The following is a 17,976-nucleotide window of genomic DNA, read 5'->3' on the forward strand; positions in this document are numbered from 1 at the left end:
ACGTAATCGTCTGTAAATCCTGCAAGCAAACGGCTGTTTTGGCGGGCGTCGCCCGTGTGCCGTTTGCTAGGATCGCGCCTCTTCCATCCGCGCTCCTGTCGCCTTGAATCGCTTCGTGCCGCTTCTCCGACACGCGTGGCTCCGTTGCCGCGCCCGCGTCGTACCGTTCGCCGCCGCCTGCGGCGTGCGCCTCCGCGCGCTGGGCGCCGGCGTGCTGCATCGCCTGCGTCATCCGACGCGACGCGGCGTCGCGCTGACGCTCGCCGCGATCCCGGTGCTGGGCCTGCTGGTGCTGCTCGCGTTCGTCCCGTTCACGCCGAGCATCGGCGACATCCGCAAGGCGCGCATCGATCGTCCCGCGCGCGTGCTGTCCGCCGACGGCCAGCTGATCGCCGAGTTCCGGCCCGTCAACCGCGAATGGGTGCCGCTCAAGCAGATCTCGCCGCACATGGTCGACGCGCTGATCGCGACCGAGGACCACCGTTTCTACGCGCATCACGGCATCGACGTGCGCCGCACGCTCGCGGCCGGGCTGCACACGTTCTCGGGCGACCGCCAGGGCGGCTCGACGATCACGCAGCAGCTTGCACGCAACCTGTATCCGGATGAAGTCGGCCGCGCGCCGACGCTCACGCGCAAGGTGAAGGAGCTGATCACCGCGTTCAAGATCGAGTCGGTGTACAGCAAGGACGAGATTCTCGAGACCTACCTGAACACCGTGCCGTTCCTGTACAACGCGTACGGCGTCGAAATGGCCGCGCGCACCTACTTCGGCAAGTCGGCCGACCAGCTCGACATCGTCGAAAGCGCGACGCTCGTCGGGATGCTGAAGGGCAACAGCTACTACAACCCGGTGCTGAACCCGGAGCGCGCGGTACAGCGACGCAACATCGTGCTCGACCGGATGGCGCAGATGCACATGCTGACGCCGCAGCAGCTCGCGAAACTGCAGCGCCAGCCGCTGCGCGTCGACTTCGAGCCGCAATCCGGGCAGCCCGGCCTCGCCCCGCACTTCGCGGTGCAGTTGCGCAAATGGCTGATCGCGTGGGCCGATCGCAACAACTACGATCTGTACGCCGATGGACTCGTCGTGCGCACGACGCTCGACGCGCGACTGCAGGACATGGCGACGCAGGCGCTGACGCGGCAGACCGAACGGCTGCAGGCGATCGCCGACAGCGCGTGGCGCGGCCCGTCCGGCTGCGGGCTGCGCAACGACCTGTTCCGCGGCTTCATCCGCCAGACGCCCGACTATCGGCAAGCGCGCGACGCGGGGCTGACCGATGTCGTGGCGCTGAAGCGGCTCGGCGCCAATCGCGATTTCATGCGCGCGCTGTGCGAGCGCAAGACGCAGGTGCAGGCCGGCTTCGTCGCGATCGATCCGCGCAACGGCGCGATCCGTGCGTGGGTCGGCAGCCCCGATTTCGGCAGCGAACCGTTCGATCACGTGTCGCAGGCGCGGCGCCAGCCCGGCTCGACGTTCAAGCCGTTCGTCTATGGCGCCGCGTTCGCGGACGGCATGCGGCCGGGCGATACGTTCATGGACCGCCCCGTGGCGATCCCGATCGACGGGCGCGCGGTCTGGCGCCCGACCGATGCCGAGCCGCCGACCGATGAGCCGATGACGCTGCGCGATGCGCTCGCGCTGTCACGCAACCGCATCACCGCGCAGGTGATGCAGCACGAAGGCGCCGCGAAGGTCGCACAGCTCGCCCGCGCGATGGGCGTGCGCGAAAGCCCGCTCGACGCGGTGCCGTCGCTCGCGCTCGGCACGAGCCCCGTCACGCTGAAGGAGATGGTGTCCGCGTACGGCACGATCGCGAACCGCGGCGTATACGTCGCACCGCAGACGATCACGCGCATCGAGGACCGCGACGGCAAGGTGCTCGCCGTCTTCGGCAGCGCGCCGCCCGAACGTGCGTTGCCCGAGCCCGCCGCGCAGACGCTAGTGGACGTGATGCGCGATGTCGTCGATCGCGGCACCGGCGCCGACATCCGTTCGCGTTACGGCATTCGCGTCGACGTCGCCGGCAAGACGGGCACGACGCAGGACAACGCGGACGGCTGGTTCATCCTGATGCATCCGCAGCTCGTGGCCGGCGCGTGGGTCGGCTTCGACGACGGCAGCGTGACGCTGCGCAGCGATTACTGGGGCGCGGGCGCGCACAGCGCGCTGCCGATCGTCGGCAGTTTCTACGATGCGGCGCTGCGCGCGCGGGCGATCGATCCGCACGCGCAGTTCTCGCCGGATTTCCGGCCGCGCAGCGCGCCGGCGCCACGGCGGCGCACGCCGCATCCGGGCCTGTTCGACTGGCTGAAGTTCTTCCGATGATCGGAGTGCCGGCGCGCCACGCCGGCCTCCACGACAACGGCTCGGCCTATCGAAGCGTCGTCGTCACGTGCCCGTCCGCGTACAGCCATACGGGCACGCCGTCGTCGCGCAATGCGGCGACCGGTTCGCCCACGCTCCAGCTCTGCGCGACCGCGACACGGCGGACGAACCACGGCATCAGCATCGCGTGTCCGTCGGCGGCGTCGCGATCGTCGTCGAACAGCGCATCGTCACCGATGCGCGTGTAACGCGCCGGATGCAGCACGGTGCCGTCCGCGCGAAGCACCGTCGCACGCACGTCGTCGCCGCCCTCCTCCACACCGGCCAGCCAGCCGTGACCGGCGCCCCAGAACAGGCCGGCCACGTCGTCGTAGCGTCCCTGCACGAGCGTCGCGCCCGTCTCGAGATCGCAGATCGCGAGTTGCACCGGCTCGCCCGGCAGGACACCGATCGCGTAACGCGTGAACAGCTCGCCCGGCACGGCTTCGTCATCGGGCAACCACGGCAGCGCCCCCATGTTGACGAAGTCGAACGGCGTCAGCACGCGGCCCTGCCCGTCGACGATCGCGCAACGCCCGTCGTCGCGCCGCACGATATGGCGGATCGCGCCGAGCTCCGTCAGCATGTCCGTCCGTTCGTCGTCGGTCAGCCTGGCGACTTCCGCATAATGCGGCTCGACGACGACGCGGCCTTTCGCATCGACGAGGCCGACGTGACCGTTGCGCCGCGCGACGAAGGCGCCGCATTCGGACGACCATTCGAGCGCGTCCCAATCGGGCTGCGCGCGCCATTGCCCGTCGCGCCCGATCAGCCCCCACCGTTCGCCCTCGGATACCGCCGCGACGGTGCCGTTCTCGAACTCGTGCGCATCGTCGAAACGCGGCGGAATCGCCCACGCACCGCGCGTGTCGACGAAGCCCCAGCGGCCGTCCAGGCTCGCGGACGCGACTCCGCCCGTGAAGTCGCCGAAATCGTCGAGCGACGGTTCGAGCACCCACGTGCCGTCCGTGCGCACGAGTCCGAACCGCTCGCCGACGCGCACGCAGGCGACGTCGCCGCTGAAATCCCACACGGCGTCGAACGACGGTTCGCGCACGATCCGCATCTCGTCGCCGTCGCCATCACCGTCGCGGTCGACATCGCCATCGGCGAACAGCAGGCCGACCTTCCCGTCGCGCTCGGCCCACAGGAGCCGGTCGTCGCGCGCGCCGCTCGTCCACAGGTTCGTCCACTCGGGCGGCACGATCACGTGCCACGCATCGTCGGTTTCACGTCGCACACCCCACAGCCCGTTGCGTGCGCGAAAGCTGAACGTGCCGTAGCCGAGCCGGTCGCCGTGCGCTTCGCCGGCATCGAACAGCTCGGCAAACGCCACGCCGCGCGGCGGCTGCTGACGAACGAAATAGTGATGCAACAGGCCGCCGAACCCGAAGCCCCACGCCCAGTCGCGCCAGTCGGGCGGCGACTCGATCTCGAGCGCATCGCGCACGCCGCGCACGTCGCGGAAATCCATGCAGTTTGCGACCTGCCACCACAGCCGCGTGCAGGCATCGCGTTCCTGGTCGATGTAGTCGTTCGGATCGCCGCCGTCGAGCCACGACAACTCGTCGAGATTCGCGGAAAACCGGGCTGCGCCGTGCGCGTCGCCGAGCGCATCGATCGATTCGCCGAGATGCCGCACGACCGCATCGAACTGGCGCGCGAGCGCCGGATCGTCGCCGGGCAGCGGATACGCGACGACGAACGACGCGAGCCGGCTGAGTCGCGCAAGCGCGGCGCGCGCGTCGCTGGTGAGATTCGGCGTGCCGGCATCGCCGAATACGCGCTGATCGGTGATCGCGTCGCCCGCGCCGCCGTCGGCGAGCAATACGCGCCACAGCAGCGGAAAGTGATTGTTGGATTCCGCCAGCGCGATCGTCCGCGCGTCGTCGCCGTCACCGGCCTGGAGATACAGCCATGATCGATTGCCCATTGGAAGGGTCGCCCTGGTTCTTGTTGTCGTCGTATTGCGTCGGTTCGCCCGCCATCAGCGTGCGGTGGATGCCTTCAGCAGCCGCAGGATCTCCGGCGTGTCGGCGGCGTCCGCCAGCACTTTCGCGGACGGCTTCACGCCGGCGTCGAGCAGGCGCTGCACGCCGTCGACACGGCGCGCAGTCACCTCGCCGTCGAGCAGCGCATCGTCATGCAGCACGTCCGGGTTCGCCTCCTTCGCGAGCAGCACGAAGACCGAAGCGGCCACGGGCGGATTCAATGCGTCCGGCAATGCGACGTCGGCGAGCCGGTACGGGTTGTTGTCATGGAGCTGCCAGCGCAGCACGCCGCGCGCCTGCAACTTGCCGAGCGCGGCGAGTGCCTCCGGTTCCGGCAGTTTCACGATTTCGGCGACGAGGTCGCTCGCGTGCTCTTCGCGGCCATCGCGCAGCGTGTCGGGCGGCGGCAGGCTCGGCACCAGCGCGTCGAGCACGAGTGCCTGCCGGCGCGCGCGATCGGGCGACGCCTGCGCGCCTGCGTCGGGCCGGATCTGCCGCAGCAACTGGCCGGCCACGCGCCAGCGATCGTCGCGGCCGAGTTCGTCACGCGGCACCTGATGCGCGCGCAACAGCATGCCGAGCCGGCGCCACATCGTATCGATTTCCTTGTCGTCGTTCGACATCAGGCCGTCGCCAACGATCTCGTCGAGCGTCTGGCCGCACACGAACGCGCGCTGCCGCACCGGATCGAGGTCGGCGAAATACGTGTGCGCGGCTTCCGGCAGCGCATCGAAGTCGGCCTGGCTCATGTCGGGCGGACGGTGGCCCGGGCACGGGCCCGCGCCGGCAATCTCCCGCCCCGCCACCGCCTTCACGGGCTCCGGCCGCGAATCGCCGCTGCGCGCGACCGGATACAGTTCCATGCCGTTGACCTGAAAACCCTGTATCGCCAGCATCACGACGCCAGTCGTCGAATGCTTCGTCTCGAAGTTCTTGCCGGCAATCGATGTAACCTGATACGGCGCGCCGATCGGCAGCTTGATCAGTTCGCCGCCCGGCACGTCGAGCACGCAGGTGCCCGGCGGCGCCTTGTCGGGACCGTCGGTTTCCAGCTCGGCCTCGTGCGTCGGCGCCGTTTCGACACTCCACTGGCCGGCGTCGCGCACACGCAGCACGATCTCGCCGCCCACTTTCTCGACGCGCAGCGTCGCGGGTTTGCCGGCCGCCGGCGCGTAATCGCCGAGCAACGCATCACAGGCAGTGCCGGCCCGCGCGGACAGCGACGCGAGCAACAGCAGACAGAACAAGGGGGTACGCACGGCTGAAGCCTCTCTCTTCGAATTGTTTTGGGAATATCCGGCGCGACAGCGCACGGCGGCTGCGACACGACCAATCGCTACCGGACGCCAATATAGCGAACGCGGGCGACGCGTGCCAGCCGGCGCGGGCAATAACGGCGATGTGCAGGAAATGAAAAGGTATGGAGAGGCGTGTGCCGGCTCAGGCCACCCGGACGAAGCGGAGCCGCCGCGCGCCGCGCACCATCGTCGTCATCGCTCAACGAGGGGGGAGCCCGCATGACCCAGAGCGCAGTCGCGATCGCGAACCTGCTGCACCGCTACGCGGAATCGCTCGACGCCGGCGGCCTGCCGGGCGTCGTGAAGCTGTTCCGGCACAACGAGTCGCCGGCCGGTTGAAGCACCAGCCGGCGTAAAACGCAGCCGCGTTCAGCCCGCCGCGAGCGTGGCAGCCAGCACGTCGAACTCCGGCGCCCACGCCGCACGCCACGCAGCCTTCGTCGCGTCGTCCACCCATGCGCCGTCGATCCCGTTCAGTATGAACTGCTTCAGCTCGGCCACGGTGAACCCGAAATGGCTGAACATCAGCTCCCATGCCTCCGACGGATTGACCTTGTGCAGCGTCGGATCGTCGGTGTTCGGATGGATCTTCAGCCCGAGGCCCGGCATCTTGCGCATCGGGTGAAGTTCCGCCCATTGCTCCGGCGGCAGCGTACGCAGATAGTACGAATTCGTCGGCACGACGGTGAAGACGATCCCGCGCTCCGCATAGCGCGCGCACAGCTCCGGGTTGTCGACGATCGTGTAACCGTGATCGACGCGATCGACCTGCAACAGATCGACGGCCGTCTCGACGTTGCGCCACGGCATCCCGAACTCGCCCGCATGCGCGGTCGTGCGAAAGCCCGCCGCGCGCGCATTGCGGTACGCCTTCCAGAACAGCTCCGGCGGCCGGTCGTTCTCGCGATAGTCGATCCCGAGCCCCGCCACTTCATCCGCGCGATTCGCCTTCATCCATTCGACGATCGCCACCGCTTCGTCGGGATCCTGCTCGCGGTCGATGCTCGGGATCAGGCGCGCGCCGATCCCGAAGTCGCGTGCGGCGTCGCGAATACCCGTCACGATCGCGGCCTGCGCATCCGCATACGCGATCCCCGACACGCGCACCGTACCCGTCGGATTCCAGAAGAATTCCGCATGCCGGACGTGGTGCGCGGCCGCATCCTCCAGATACTCGTAGGCGATCCGCCGCAGGTCGTCGGGCTGCGTGAGCAGATACCGGTCGAGCACGCGCAGCACATGCAGCACGCCGACCGGCTTCTCGCCCCGCGCATAGAACGCGTCGATCTCCGCGCGCTCGATCGGCGCGCCGCTGCGCGCCGCGAGCGCGACGAACGTGTCGTGCCGCACCGCGCCAAGCAGGTGGCAATGCAGCTCGACCTTCGGCAGCGCGTGGAAGAAGGCCCGGTGGGCCGGCGTGATCTCGATGCCTGTGCGCGCGGCCGGGACGTTACCTGGTGTTGCCTTCATTGCAGTCTCGTTATGGGTAGTGCCGATGCGTCGCGAAAGCCGTCTCTCAGTGCGGCTTCACGACGGTCCAGAAGTAGTAGCCGAGCGGAAGCGCGAGCACGACGAGCCCCCACGACACGTCGCGCCAGCGGCCGGCCAGCAGCTTGACGAGCACGTAGCACAGCAGCCCGCCCGCGATGCCGGTGCCGAAGCTGTTCGACATCAGCGTGAGCAGCACCATCGACATCACGGGCAGCGCATCGGTGAAGTCGTCGAAATGCGTATGGCGGATCGTCGCGAACATCGACAGCCCGATCAGGATCAGCGCCGGCGCGGTCGCCTCTTTCGGGATCGCGAGCGCGACCGGCACGAACAGCAGCATCGCGGCGAACAGCACGGCCGCCGCCAGCGACGACAGCCCGCTGCGGCCGCCGGCCTCGACGCCTGCCGCCGATTCGATCAGCGCGGTCAGCGCGGGAATGCCGAACACGGGCCCGAGCGTCGCCGCGAGCGAATCGACGAGGAACGGCCGGTTGATGTTCGGCAGGTTGCCCTGCTCGTCGAGCAGGTTCGCCTTCGCGCCGACCGCGAGCGCGGTGCCGAGCGTCGAGAAGAATTCCGCCGCGAAGAACGCGAACAGGTACGGCGCGGCCGCGAGGCTCAACGCGCTGCCGATGTCGAGCTTGAACGCGATCGGCGCGATGCTGTGCGGCAGCGACACGAACGACGCGGGCAGATGCGTGACGCCGAGCGGCACGCCGGCCGCGGCTGCGACGAGGATCGCGATCAGGATCGCGCCGGGCACCTTGCGCGCCTGCAGCACGATCGCGACCGCGAGGCCGATCAGCGCAACGAGCGCACCCGGCCGCGAGAAATCGCCGAGCGCGAACGCGTTGGTCTTCGCGTTCGCGACGACCATCCCCGCGTTGCGCAGCCCGAGCATCGTCACGAACAGCCCGATCGACGCGCCGAGCCCGAGCTTGATCTGCACCGGAATCAGCCGCACCACGACGCCGCGCGCGCCGAGGATCGTCAGCAGGAAGAACAGCACGCCCGACACGCAGGCAATGCCGAGACCCGTCTGCCAGCCGACGTGCTCGGTCGTCGCGAGCGTCACGCCGATGATCACCGAGCCGCCGATGCCGGGGCCGACGAGGAACGGCAGGTTCGCGTAGAGCCCCATCAGCGTGGTGAACAGCACGAACACGATGATCGTCGCGGTCGTCGCCGCGCCGCGCTCCATGCCGCCCGTCGCGAGCAGCGACGGGATCACGACGAGCAGGTACGCGGCCGCGAGAAACGACGTGACGCCCGCGATCGTCTCCGTGCGCACGCTCGTGCCGCGCGCGGCGAGCGCGAAGCGGCGTTCGAGCCAGTTGGCCGGCGCGTGCGCCGGCATCGTGTCAGTCGCTGACATGGTGGTTCTCCTGTGATTCCGAATATTGTCCTGTGTCGATTCACGCAGCGCGGTCTTATACTGCCGCGTACCGCATCCCGACCGTTATTGCCCGATGTCGTCCGACCGCTCGTCGCTGCTGCCCGCGCTCACGCTGCGGCAGGTCCAGCACTTCGTCGTGCTTGCCCACGCACGCAGCTTCACGCAGGCCGCGCAGGCGCTGTCGCTCACGCAGCCCGCGCTCACCGCGTCGATCCGCCAGATCGAGTTCCTGCTCGGCGGGCGCCTGTTCGCGCGCTCCGCGCACCGGCTCACACTCACCTCCGCAGGCGTTGCCGTGCTGCCGCTCGCCGAACGCCTGCTCAACCAGGCGCGCGGCACCTTCGACGACATGACACGGCTCATCGGCGAACGCATCCAGACCGTGCGCATCGCGTTCATCCCGTCGGTCGCGGGCCGCCTGCTGCCCGCGCTCAATGCGCTGCGCGACGCGCATCCGACCCTGCGCTTCACCCTCACCGACCTGCCCAACAGCGCGCTCGTCGAAGCCGTGCGCGACAGCGTCGCGGATCTCGGCATCGGCGTGCGCGAACCGGACAGCGACGACGGCACGCTGCGCTACCAGCAGCTCTTCGAGGACGAGATCGTGATCGTCGTGCGGCATGACGATCCGCTTGCCCGCGCGAAGAGCGTCACGTGGGCCAGGCTCGTCGATCGCGAGCTCGCGGTGTTCGTGCGCGGCAGCGTCAGCGAATCGCTGCATCGCACCGGCGGCGCCGAGAAGCTGCGCCTGAACGTCACGTACCGGATGGAGTACACCGAGCCGCTCTACGCGCTTGCGCGCAACGGCCTCGCGACCGCCGTGCTGCCGAGCCTCTACACGATGCATCTGCACGATCCCGAACTCGTCGCGCTGCGCGTCGACAAGCCACGCGTCACGCGCGCGATCTCGCTGATCTCGCTCACCGGCGACGATCGCGGCCCGCACGTGCGCGCGTGCCGCGAATGGATTGCGAAGCACATCTGAATGCCTTCAGGGCAACTTCGCGATGCGCTCGACGAGCGCCGCGTAGAAGCGGTCCGCATCGACCTCGTTGATCCACGTCGCGTTCGCCGTACGGCCGCTGCGCCCGTTCCAGTCGACGACCGTCTCGCCGAGTGTCCACTGGCCGGTCGTCTCGACCGTCACGTTCACCTTGCGTCCGCCGAACAACGTCGGATCGACGAGATAGCCGACCGCGGTCGGATCGTACATCGGCGCATCTTCGACGCCGCGCCGCTTCTTGTTGTACGCGAGTTCGGCCTCCATGATGTCGGCGACGATCGCGCCGCAGCGGTTGCCGAGCGCGCGGAACGGCGCGACGCGCGCCGGCGTGATCGGCGCTTTCACGGCGACATCGCGCGGCAGCACGACGATCGGCACGCCGCTGCCGAATACGACTTCGGCCGCCTGCGGATCGACGTAAATGTTGAATTCGGCGGCCGGCGTGATGTTGCCGCGCTCGAAGAACGCGCCGCCCATCAGCACGATCTCGCGCAGCGCGCCGCGAATCTGCGGCGCTTCGACCAACGCGGTCGCGAGGTTCGTCAGCGGGCCGAGCGCGCACAGCGTCACGCTACCCGGCGCCGCGCGGCTCAGCGTATCGACGAGGTACGCCACCGCGTGACCGGCGGCAAGCGGTGCGCGCGGCTCGTGCAGCTCGACGCCTTCGAGCCCGGTCTTGCCGTGCACGTTCGCGGCCGTCACGAGGTCGCGCACGAGCGGACGCGGGCAGCCTGCGTAGACGGGCAGCGTCTTCGTGCGGCCGGCCCAGTCGCGAATGATCCGCGCATTGCGTTCAGTCAGGTCGAGCGGCACGTTGCCGGCGACGGCGGTCAGCGCGCGCACGTCGAGCTTGTCTTGCGCGCCCAGCGCGAACAGGATCGCGATGGCGTCGTCCTGCCCCGGGTCGGTATCGATGATCACCGTGCGGCGCCCGGCGGCGTCGCCGGCCGCGAACGCGCCCGTTTCCGGCAGCAGCGCGGTGCCGGCCAGCGCGGCGGACAGTTTCAGGAAGGTACGGCGGGATGCGATCGGATGGGTCATGGTCGGGCGCTCAGAAAACATGCCGGACGCCGAGCGTCGCCATCATCTGGCGCGTGCCGGTCGACCGTGCGTAGGCGAAGATCTGCGCATGGTCCGCGTCGCCGGCCGCCTGCTGCGCGATCACCGTCAGCGCGACGTCGGTGCGTTTCGACAGGAAGTAATCGGCCTGCAGGTTCACCTGGTGCCATTTCGGCCGCTTGTCGATCACGTCGTACTTGCCGTTCGTGAACGCATACGCGGCGCCGAGGAAGAGCTGCGGCGTCATCGTGTAGACGACGTTCACGCCGAGGTTCTGCAGGTGCAGGTGCGAATTGTCGAGGTAATCGTAGCGCACGTCGGTAAACATCGCCGCGAACTGCGCGCGGCCGATCGTGTAGAAGCCGCCCGTGCCCGCGATCCGCTGCCGGCTCGCGTAAGCCGCCGGCGACATCGCGCTCTTGCTGAAGATCAGCAGCGGCGACGCATAGTCGTTCGCGATCGCGCCGTCCTGGTTCGTCGCGCTGTACGGATGGTTGTACTGCGCGTAGACCGCGCTCCAGCGCAGCGGGCCCTGCTCGTAGCCGAGCCCGAAGCTGTATGCGCTGTTGTTCGCGAAGCCGGGCGCGTTGCTGAAGCCGTACAGCGCGGTGAATTTCAGGCCGTAGTAGACGGGGCTCACGTACTTCACCGAGTTCTGCACGCGGATGTCGTTGTAGCCGTTGTCGTTGTCGCCGATGTTCACGCCGTTGCTCGCGATGATCACCGGCCCGATGTAGTCGTGGATCGCATCGTACTGGCGGCCGAACGTCAGCGAGCCGTAGGTGCGGTCGGCGAGGCCGACGTAGGCCATCCGCCCGAACTCGCGGCCGTTCTGCGCGGCCGTGCCGGTCATCACGTTGAAGCCGTTCTCCAGCTGGAAGACCGCGGACAGCCCCTGCCCGAGATCCTCCTTGCCCTTCAGCCCCCAGCGCGGGTTCTGGTTCGTGCCGGACAGCGCCTGCCAGGCGTTCTTGCCGCCCTGGTTGGTCGCGAACCCGACACCGGCCGAGATGAGACCGTACAGCGTGATGCTGCTTTGCGCACAGGCATGCGTCGCGAAGGCGCCGAGCATCGCGAGCGGGGCGAGCTTGTAGAGAGTTTTCATCGGGTCGTGTGATCGGTGGTGGTCCAGGCGCGGCAGGGCTCCGCGAAACTGGCCTCGACTATACGAACCCGGATCGGATAATAAAAGTTTGCTTTTATTATGGTTCAATAAAACGGATTTATTCTCATCCGGATCGCTCCCGTGCCCGCCTCGCCGGCCGTCAATCCGCCGTGTCGCCGCCCTTCGGCAGCTTCGACCACGCCTTGCGCCCCGGCAACGGCGACCATGCCGGCCGCGTCTTGCGTGCGCTGTCGATCACGACCAGGTAGCGGCCCGCGATCGGCGTGATGTCGCGATCGCGACGCAGCACCCACAGCGACTTGCCGGCCTCGACGCGTGCCTGGTAGTCGTCGTCGAGCAGGCCGTGCTGGTCGAAGAACGTATTCAGCGAGGCGGGAATGCGCACGCACCCTTTCGAGTGCCGGATGCCCAGCAGCGCTTCGAGGCGATCGGGATCGGTCGCATGCATCTGGAAGCGCATCGGCGACACGCCGCCCTTGCCCCACCCACGCTCGCCGTCCACCCAGCCGAAGTCGTAGATGCGCATGTCGCGGTGCCCATAGCCGCGAATGCCGTTCTCGTTCGTCGTGCCTTCCGCGCGGAAATCCATGTTGTCCGGCGAGTGATGGAACACGCCGAGCGGCGTCAGGAAATGGTCGTACGTGCCCGGCAGCCCGGTGCCGACCGGCGATGCGCCAATCATCATCCACGCGTTGGCCGGCGTCGCGCGGAAGTAGATGAACAGCGCCTGGACGTTCGGCGCGCGGTCGACCATCGCGATGTATTCGCCGGCGAGGTCGCCGAGGTTCGCATCGACGAGCGCTTTCTGGAGACGCTCGCCGTACGCGCGTTGCTCACTTGCGGGCACGTTCAGGCGCCGCGTGACTTCCTGCGTGAAGCGCTTGCGCATGTCGATCGCGCGCGCCGTCGCATCTTTTGCCTCTTCGGCCGACAGGGGAGGATGCTGGCGCGGCGGTGTCGGTGCGGGTGGCTCGGCTTCGCTGGCGGGCGCAGCGGAAGCGGCCGATGCAGGTGCGGCGGCGGAAGCTGCGGAAGGTGCGGATGCGCCCGATGCATTCGCTGCGCCCGACGCCGGGCTGGCAGGCTCCACGGGACGCACGTGTGATGCGGCAGGCGCGGGCCTGGCCGCCGACGCACCCGACGATGCATGCGCCGCCGAAGCGGGATGCGCCCGAGAAGCTGCCGATGCGGGTGACTCGACTGATGAGGACGACGTAGCGACGGGCGCCGATGCGTCGGACGCCGCCAAGGCAGGCCGCTCGACGAGCACGGAGATCGGCAGTGCCGCGGCGATCCCGATACACGCAGCGGCGACACGGGCAAGGCAACGCGGCTTCGCAAATCGCCGCGTGAAGCTGAAAGGCATCATACGTTCGAAGCCATCGGCCGATCCGGCCGCCGCATGCTGCTGTTGCGGGCGGCGCATCTTCCGCGCAAGCCATCGACACGTCCGGCGCATCGTGTGCGCCGGGCGCCGACGCCTCTTCGCGGCGGAGCCGTTCGCTGTTGCAACGCGGTCGGTCCGATGGCGGCTAATGAGTCGTCAGGCCCTTCATTTTACGCGTCCGAGCAAGAATCGGCAGGGGCGAACGTCGCGGTTTTGCGCTTCGTCACGCTTTGTTTCAACTCGTTGCCGCTTGCTTGTTCGTTACGTGGCAGTCTGATTTATTGGGCGTGCGCGATCGATACAGGAAGCGGTGTGATTCGCCAAGGCACGACTGGGTCTTCAAATCAATTCGGATGCCAGATCACTCCCGATACACGGTACATGCCGTATGCGCGATGCAATCGCCATCGCATCACACGCACGCACGCCGCACGAACCGTGCGACATGCGTGCGCAACCACCGGTTACTTCGAGATGGTTTCGAGCGCGATGCCCTTCGTGCGCGGCCCCATGAACCCGATCGCGGCCATCACGATCACCATCGCGCCCGCGATGAACGCGAACACGCCGAACGTGCCGAAGCCCTTCAGCACGGCCGCGATCACGAACGACGAGAAGATCGCCGAGAAGCGGCTCCACGAATAGACGAAGCCGACGGCCCGCGCGCGGATCGACGTCGGGAACAGCTCGGCCTGATACGCGTGGAAGCTGTACGACATGATGTTGCTGGCGAGCGTGAGGCCGATGCCGAGCACGATCAGGAATGCGCCCACCGTCGTCTGGCTGAACAGCAGCCCACAGACGACGATCGCCGCCGCCATCGCGACGATCACCGACTTGCGCTCGAAGCGGTCGGCGATCACGAGACCGATCAGCGGGCCGATCGGCGCGGCGAGCGCGATCACGCTCGAATACATCAGGCTCGACGTAATCGTGATGCCCTGCTTGATCAGCAGCGTCGGCACCCAGTTCGCGAAGCCGTAGAAGCCGACCGTCTGGAACACGTTGAAGATCGTCATCATGATCGTGCGGCTGCGATACGGCTGCACCCACATGTCGCGGAAGCTGCCGCGCGGCGGCACGGGCTCGGCAGGCGCGGGCGGCGGCAGCGGCCGGCCGTATTCCGCTTCGACCTTCGCCTCGAGCGCACGCATGATGCGGTCCGCTTCTTCGACCCGGCCCTGCTGCGCGAGCCAGCGCGGGCTTTCCGGCAGTTCGCGGCGAATCCACCATACGAACAGCGCGCCGTGCGCGCCGATCAGCACGACCCAGCGCCAGCCGTCGAGGCCGAACGGGGCGTGCGGCACGAGCAGGTACGCGAGGAACGCGACCACCGGCACCGCGACGAACCCGACCGCCTGCTCGCACGCGAATGCGCGGCCGCGGATCTGCTTCGGGACGAGCTCGGAGATATACGTGCCGATCGTCACCATCTCGACGCCGAGGCCGAGACCGACGACGAAGCGCCAGAAGTTCAGCCCGGCGGCGGTGTCCTGGAACGCCATCACGACGTTGGCGGCCGTGTACCACAGCAGCGACCACGTGAAGATCGCGCGGCGGCCGAAACGGTCGGCGAGGAAGCCGCACGCGATCGTGCCGATGAAGAGCCCGGAGAACAGCGCGGCGATGAAGCTCGCGACGCCCGTGGTGCCGAACAGGCCGTGCGTCGTTGCCGACAGGATTCCGCTTTTCACGAGGCCGGGGGCGACGTAGCCGCTATAGAGCAGGTCGTAGAGCTCGAAGAAGAAGCCGAGGCTCAGCAGGACGACGAGCTTCCAGACGGTGCGGGTGGGCGGCAGGCGGTCGAGGCGGGCCGAGATGGAGCCGGGGTCGACGGGTGGGGATTGGGCAGGTGCCTGCGAAAGGCTGTCCGTTGAGGCCATCGTGGGCGCGTCTCCTGATCGTGTCATGTTGTTGTCCGGCGACCCGCGAGCCGCCGTCGGGCGAATCGCTGCATTGTACCGGCAGGTCCGTCCGGTGCGAGCGCACCCCGGCCCCGATATCCCGAACGCGATGACGTGCAGCCCCCGGCCGCCGAACCGCTTCGGATACCCCATTTTTGCGTCAGATATTGTGTAACTTGCGTAACCGTCTGTCGGGTACGAGAAACGCGCCGGAACGGCTATCCGGCGTCACATCGCGGCGGCGCCGGCCCCACCGTCCGGGCCTGGTGCGCCGTTTCGCGCGGGCACGCACCACCGGAATCACCACAAACGGGGGACGCAATCGGTACAACCACGCGTTCCACACCCCGGTAACATGCTACCGGGCCAACCACCGGCTTCCGGGCGCCTTTCGGCGACCGGTATTGTCGGCAAATCGTAAGCATTCCATGTTCATACAACGACTATCCACCTACGCTCGGCGGATCGCCCTGATCGCGCTGCTGCAGTTCGCGGCGATCGCGACCGCGTCGGCGTTTCCGGCGGCCGCCTCGGCCCCGAACGCGAGCGGCGTCGGCGCGCCCGTCCCGGCCATCTCGCTGAACGACGCGGTCGCGCAGCTCAAGCAGATGCAGGCCGAACTCGACCGCATCAAGCAACAGACCTCGACCGCGTCCAACAGCAAGGAGCTGGACGGGCTCAGCGACTCGACGCAGGAGCTGAGCACCGATGTCGAGAAGCTGCAGAGCGATCTCGTGCCGCAGCGTGCGCAGATCCAGGGGCAGCTCGACGTGCTCGGCCCCGCGCCTGCGGAAGGCGCCGCGCCGGAAACGCCGGCCGTCGCGAAGCAACGGGCCACGCTGAACGCGCGCAAGACGCAGCTCGATGCAGCGCTGAAGCAGGCCGCCGACCAGAAGGCCAGCCTCACGAACCTGAACGAGCAGTTCGCGAAGCTGCATCGCGGCCTGCTGAAGAACCAGCTCGCGTTCCGTTCGGGCGGCATTTTCAGCGCGCAGTTCTGGCTGCCGCTGTTCCATCTTTCGCCGGACGACACCCAGCGGCTCGGGGATTTCGACGAAGAAATGCTCGACATGCTGCGCTCGTCGTGGGTGCCCGGGCAAAAGGCGATCACGGTGCTGCTGCTGGTCGCCGCGTTCGCGGCATGGATGGGCGGCCGCCGGCTCATCGAGCGCGGGCTCGCGTGGTTCTGCGTGAACCGCCTGCCGGCCACCCGTTTGCGCCGCAGCGCGCTGGCGTTGTCGACCGCGCTGTCGACGCTGCTGGCAACCGCCATCGCGGTCCAGATCTTTTACCTCGCCGTCGCGCGCCATTACGACCTCACGCCGGCGCTGAACGATCTGTGGGACCAGTTCGCGAAGCTTGCCGCGACCTGCGCACTGATCGCCGGGCTCGGCCGTGCGCTGCTCTGCACGAAGCATCCGTCGTGGCGCCTGCCCGCGCTCGCCGATCCCGTCGCGCTCGCGATGAAGCCGTTCCCCGGCATCCTGGCCGCGCTGCTGCTGGTATCCGGCACGCTCGAATCGATCAACCGGATCGTCGACACCAGCCTGTCGGTCACGCTGTTCGGCCGCGGGATCGTGTCGCTCGTCGTCGCGGTGACGGTCGGTGCATCGTTGCTGCGCTCGAACCGCGCGCGCAGCGCGCTCGCGGCCGCCGGCGAAGCGCCCGAGCAGCGCTCGACGCTCGCCGGGCTGATCCATGCCGCCGTCACGCTCGCCATCATCGCGACCCTGATCGCGCTCCTGATCGGCTACATCACGGTCGCGCGCTTCATTACCTACGAGCTCGTGTGGTTCGAGATCGTGCTGGGCGCCACCTACATCCTGATCCAGTTGACGCGTGACGCGAGCGAAAGCCTGTTCTCGTCGAGCCTGACGACGGGCCAGCAGATCAAGCACCTGTTCGCGCTCGAGGATCGCCACCTCGACCAGGCCCGCACGGTCCTGTCCGGCTTCGGCACGAGCCTGCTGATGCTGATCGCGGCCATCGCGCTGCTGACGGGCGGCTTCGGCACGACGCCGGGTGACCTTATGGACAGCGCGGTCGCGATGATCGGCAGCCAGCGGCTGCAGAGCCTGAACATCATGCCCGACCGGATCATGAACGCCGTGATCGGGTTCGCGATCGGCTTCTACCTGCTGCGCTCGCTGCGCCGCTGGCTCGACAGCGAGTTCATGCCCGCGCTCGGCATGGATACCGGGATGCGCGTGTCGCTGATCACGCTGTTCACCAACGTCGGCTACGTGCTGCTCGTGCTGATGACGCTCGGGCTGCTCGGCGTCCGGTGGAACAACCTCGCGTGGATCGTCAGTGCGTTGTCGGTGGGTATCGGTTTCGGCCTGCAGGAGATCGTGAAGAACTTCGTGTCGGGGCTGATCCTGCTGACCGAGCGCCCGGTGAAGGTGGGCGACATGATCAGCATCGCGGGCGTCGAAGGCGACATCCGCCGCATCAACGTGCGCGCGACCGAGATCCAGCTCAGCGATCGCTCGACCGTGATCGTGCCGAACTCGCAACTGATCTCGCAGAACCTGCGCAACGTGACGATGGGCAACAGCACGCAGGGCGTCGCGACGCTGGTGCTGACGTTCCCGCTGAACACCGATCCCGAGCAGGTGCGCGACCTGCTGCTCGAAGCCTATCGCTCGCATGCGGCGATTCTCGAGAAGCCGGCGCCGTCGGTCACGTTCAGCCAGCTCACGCCGGACGGCATCACGCTGAGCGTGACGGGCTACGTGTCGAGCCCGCGGATCGCCGGCTCGACGAAGAGCGACCTGCTGTTCGAGATCCTGAAGCAGTTGCGCGCGGCGGGGATCACGCTGTCGAGCCCGCAGATGCTGGTCGTGCAGAACATGCCGGCGGCGGGAGACGCATGACGCGGCTCGCACGCTTGCCGTCGCGCAGATGAACGAAGGGCCGGCACCGCAACGCGGCAGCCGGCCCTTTCTCC

The 17,976-nt window shown here is 68.1% G+C and carries 11 protein-coding genes; 3 read left to right on the forward strand and 8 right to left on the reverse strand.

What is annotated here, in order from left to right; all coding sequences use genetic code 11:
* Positions 1 to 103: 103 nt before the first annotated feature.
* Complete coding sequence (locus QZM35_RS23805; RefSeq protein ID WP_089433209.1) at positions 104 to 2,332, forward strand: penicillin-binding protein 1A; 2,229 nt, start codon at positions 104 to 106, stop codon at positions 2,330 to 2,332.
* A 46-nt stretch (positions 2,333 to 2,378) separates the two neighbouring features.
* On the opposite strand, the gene QZM35_RS23810 is transcribed toward QZM35_RS23805, so the two are convergent.
* From QZM35_RS23810 to QZM35_RS23825, 4 genes are all read right to left on the reverse strand, one after another.
* A complete protein-coding gene (locus QZM35_RS23810) occupies positions 2,379 to 4,304 on the reverse strand; it encodes a WG repeat-containing protein (protein WP_301776923.1) in 1,926 nt (641 codons plus the stop codon).
* 54 nt (positions 4,305 to 4,358) lie between these two features.
* Positions 4,359 to 5,621 (reverse strand): hypothetical protein, encoded by a 1,263-nt coding sequence (locus tag QZM35_RS23815; RefSeq protein WP_256976922.1) that lies wholly within the window; start codon positions 5,619 to 5,621, stop codon positions 4,359 to 4,361.
* Positions 5,622 to 6,029: 408 nt separating this feature from the next.
* Complete coding sequence (add, locus tag QZM35_RS23820) at positions 6,030 to 7,130, reverse strand: adenosine deaminase (RefSeq protein ID WP_301776924.1); 1,101 nt, start codon at positions 7,128 to 7,130, stop codon at positions 6,030 to 6,032.
* Between the two features lie 46 nt (positions 7,131 to 7,176).
* Complete coding sequence (locus QZM35_RS23825; RefSeq protein ID WP_089426707.1) at positions 7,177 to 8,526, reverse strand: NCS2 family permease; 1,350 nt, start codon at positions 8,524 to 8,526, stop codon at positions 7,177 to 7,179.
* Positions 8,527 to 8,620: 94 nt separating this feature from the next.
* On the opposite strand from QZM35_RS23825, the gene QZM35_RS23830 reads away from it, so the two are divergent.
* Positions 8,621 to 9,532 carry a LysR family transcriptional regulator gene (locus tag QZM35_RS23830; RefSeq protein ID WP_089426706.1) on the forward strand — a complete coding sequence of 304 codons (912 nt, stop codon included), beginning with the start codon at positions 8,621 to 8,623 and terminating at the stop codon, positions 9,530 to 9,532.
* Positions 9,533 to 9,538: 6 nt separating this feature from the next.
* Here the strand turns inward: QZM35_RS23830 and QZM35_RS23835 are convergent, their stop codons facing one another.
* The 4 genes from QZM35_RS23835 to QZM35_RS23850 all read right to left on the reverse strand — a co-directional run bounded on the left by QZM35_RS23835 (position 9,539) and on the right by QZM35_RS23850 (position 15,005).
* Positions 9,539 to 10,591: a nucleoside hydrolase gene (locus QZM35_RS23835; protein ID WP_301776925.1), complete on the reverse strand. Its 1,053-nt coding sequence runs from the start codon at positions 10,589 to 10,591 to the stop codon at positions 9,539 to 9,541.
* Positions 10,592 to 10,601: 10 nt separating this feature from the next.
* Positions 10,602 to 11,714, reverse strand: coding sequence for a porin (locus QZM35_RS23840; protein WP_089433215.1), 1,113 nt, complete (start codon positions 11,712 to 11,714; stop codon positions 10,602 to 10,604).
* 160 nt (positions 11,715 to 11,874) lie between these two features.
* Entirely contained in the window at positions 11,875 to 13,194 is a 1,320-nt protein-coding gene (locus QZM35_RS23845; RefSeq protein ID WP_089433216.1) for a hypothetical protein, read from the reverse strand.
* 392 nt (positions 13,195 to 13,586) lie between these two features.
* On the reverse strand, positions 13,587 to 15,005 hold the full coding sequence (locus QZM35_RS23850; protein ID WP_089433217.1) for an MFS transporter: 1,419 nt from the start codon (positions 15,003 to 15,005) through the stop codon (positions 13,587 to 13,589).
* 449 nt (positions 15,006 to 15,454) lie between these two features.
* Here QZM35_RS23850 and QZM35_RS23855 point away from each other — a divergent pair, with 449 nt between their 5' ends.
* Complete coding sequence (locus QZM35_RS23855; RefSeq protein WP_301776926.1) at positions 15,455 to 17,902, forward strand: DUF3772 domain-containing protein; 2,448 nt, start codon at positions 15,455 to 15,457, stop codon at positions 17,900 to 17,902.
* Positions 17,903 to 17,976: the final 74 nt, after the last annotated feature.

The organism is Burkholderia sp. AU45274, assembly GCF_030482505.1.
Classification (GTDB): Bacteria; Pseudomonadota; Gammaproteobacteria; order Burkholderiales; family Burkholderiaceae; genus Burkholderia.

Excerpts from the sequence above, each read along its gene's own strand:
- add (WP_301776924.1), bottom strand. The coding sequence starts at position 7,130 with ATGAAGGCAACACCAGGTAACGTCCCGGCCGCGCGCACAGGCATCGAG.
- QZM35_RS23845 (WP_089433216.1), bottom strand. The coding sequence starts at position 13,194 with ATGCGCCGGACGTGTCGATGGCTTGCGCGGAAGATGCGCCGCCCGCAA.
- QZM35_RS23850 (WP_089433217.1), bottom strand. The coding sequence starts at position 15,005 with ATGGCCTCAACGGACAGCCTTTCGCAGGCACCTGCCCAATCCCCACCC.
- QZM35_RS23840 (WP_089433215.1), bottom strand. The coding sequence starts at position 11,714 with ATGAAAACTCTCTACAAGCTCGCCCCGCTCGCGATGCTCGGCGCCTTC.
- QZM35_RS23855 (WP_301776926.1), top strand. The coding sequence starts at position 15,455 with ATGTTCATACAACGACTATCCACCTACGCTCGGCGGATCGCCCTGATC.
- QZM35_RS23810 (WP_301776923.1), bottom strand. The coding sequence starts at position 4,304 with ATGGGCAATCGATCATGGCTGTATCTCCAGGCCGGTGACGGCGACGAC.
- QZM35_RS23835 (WP_301776925.1), bottom strand. The coding sequence starts at position 10,591 with ATGACCCATCCGATCGCATCCCGCCGTACCTTCCTGAAACTGTCCGCC.
- QZM35_RS23830 (WP_089426706.1), top strand. The coding sequence starts at position 8,621 with ATGTCGTCCGACCGCTCGTCGCTGCTGCCCGCGCTCACGCTGCGGCAG.
- QZM35_RS23825 (WP_089426707.1), bottom strand. The coding sequence starts at position 8,526 with ATGTCAGCGACTGACACGATGCCGGCGCACGCGCCGGCCAACTGGCTC.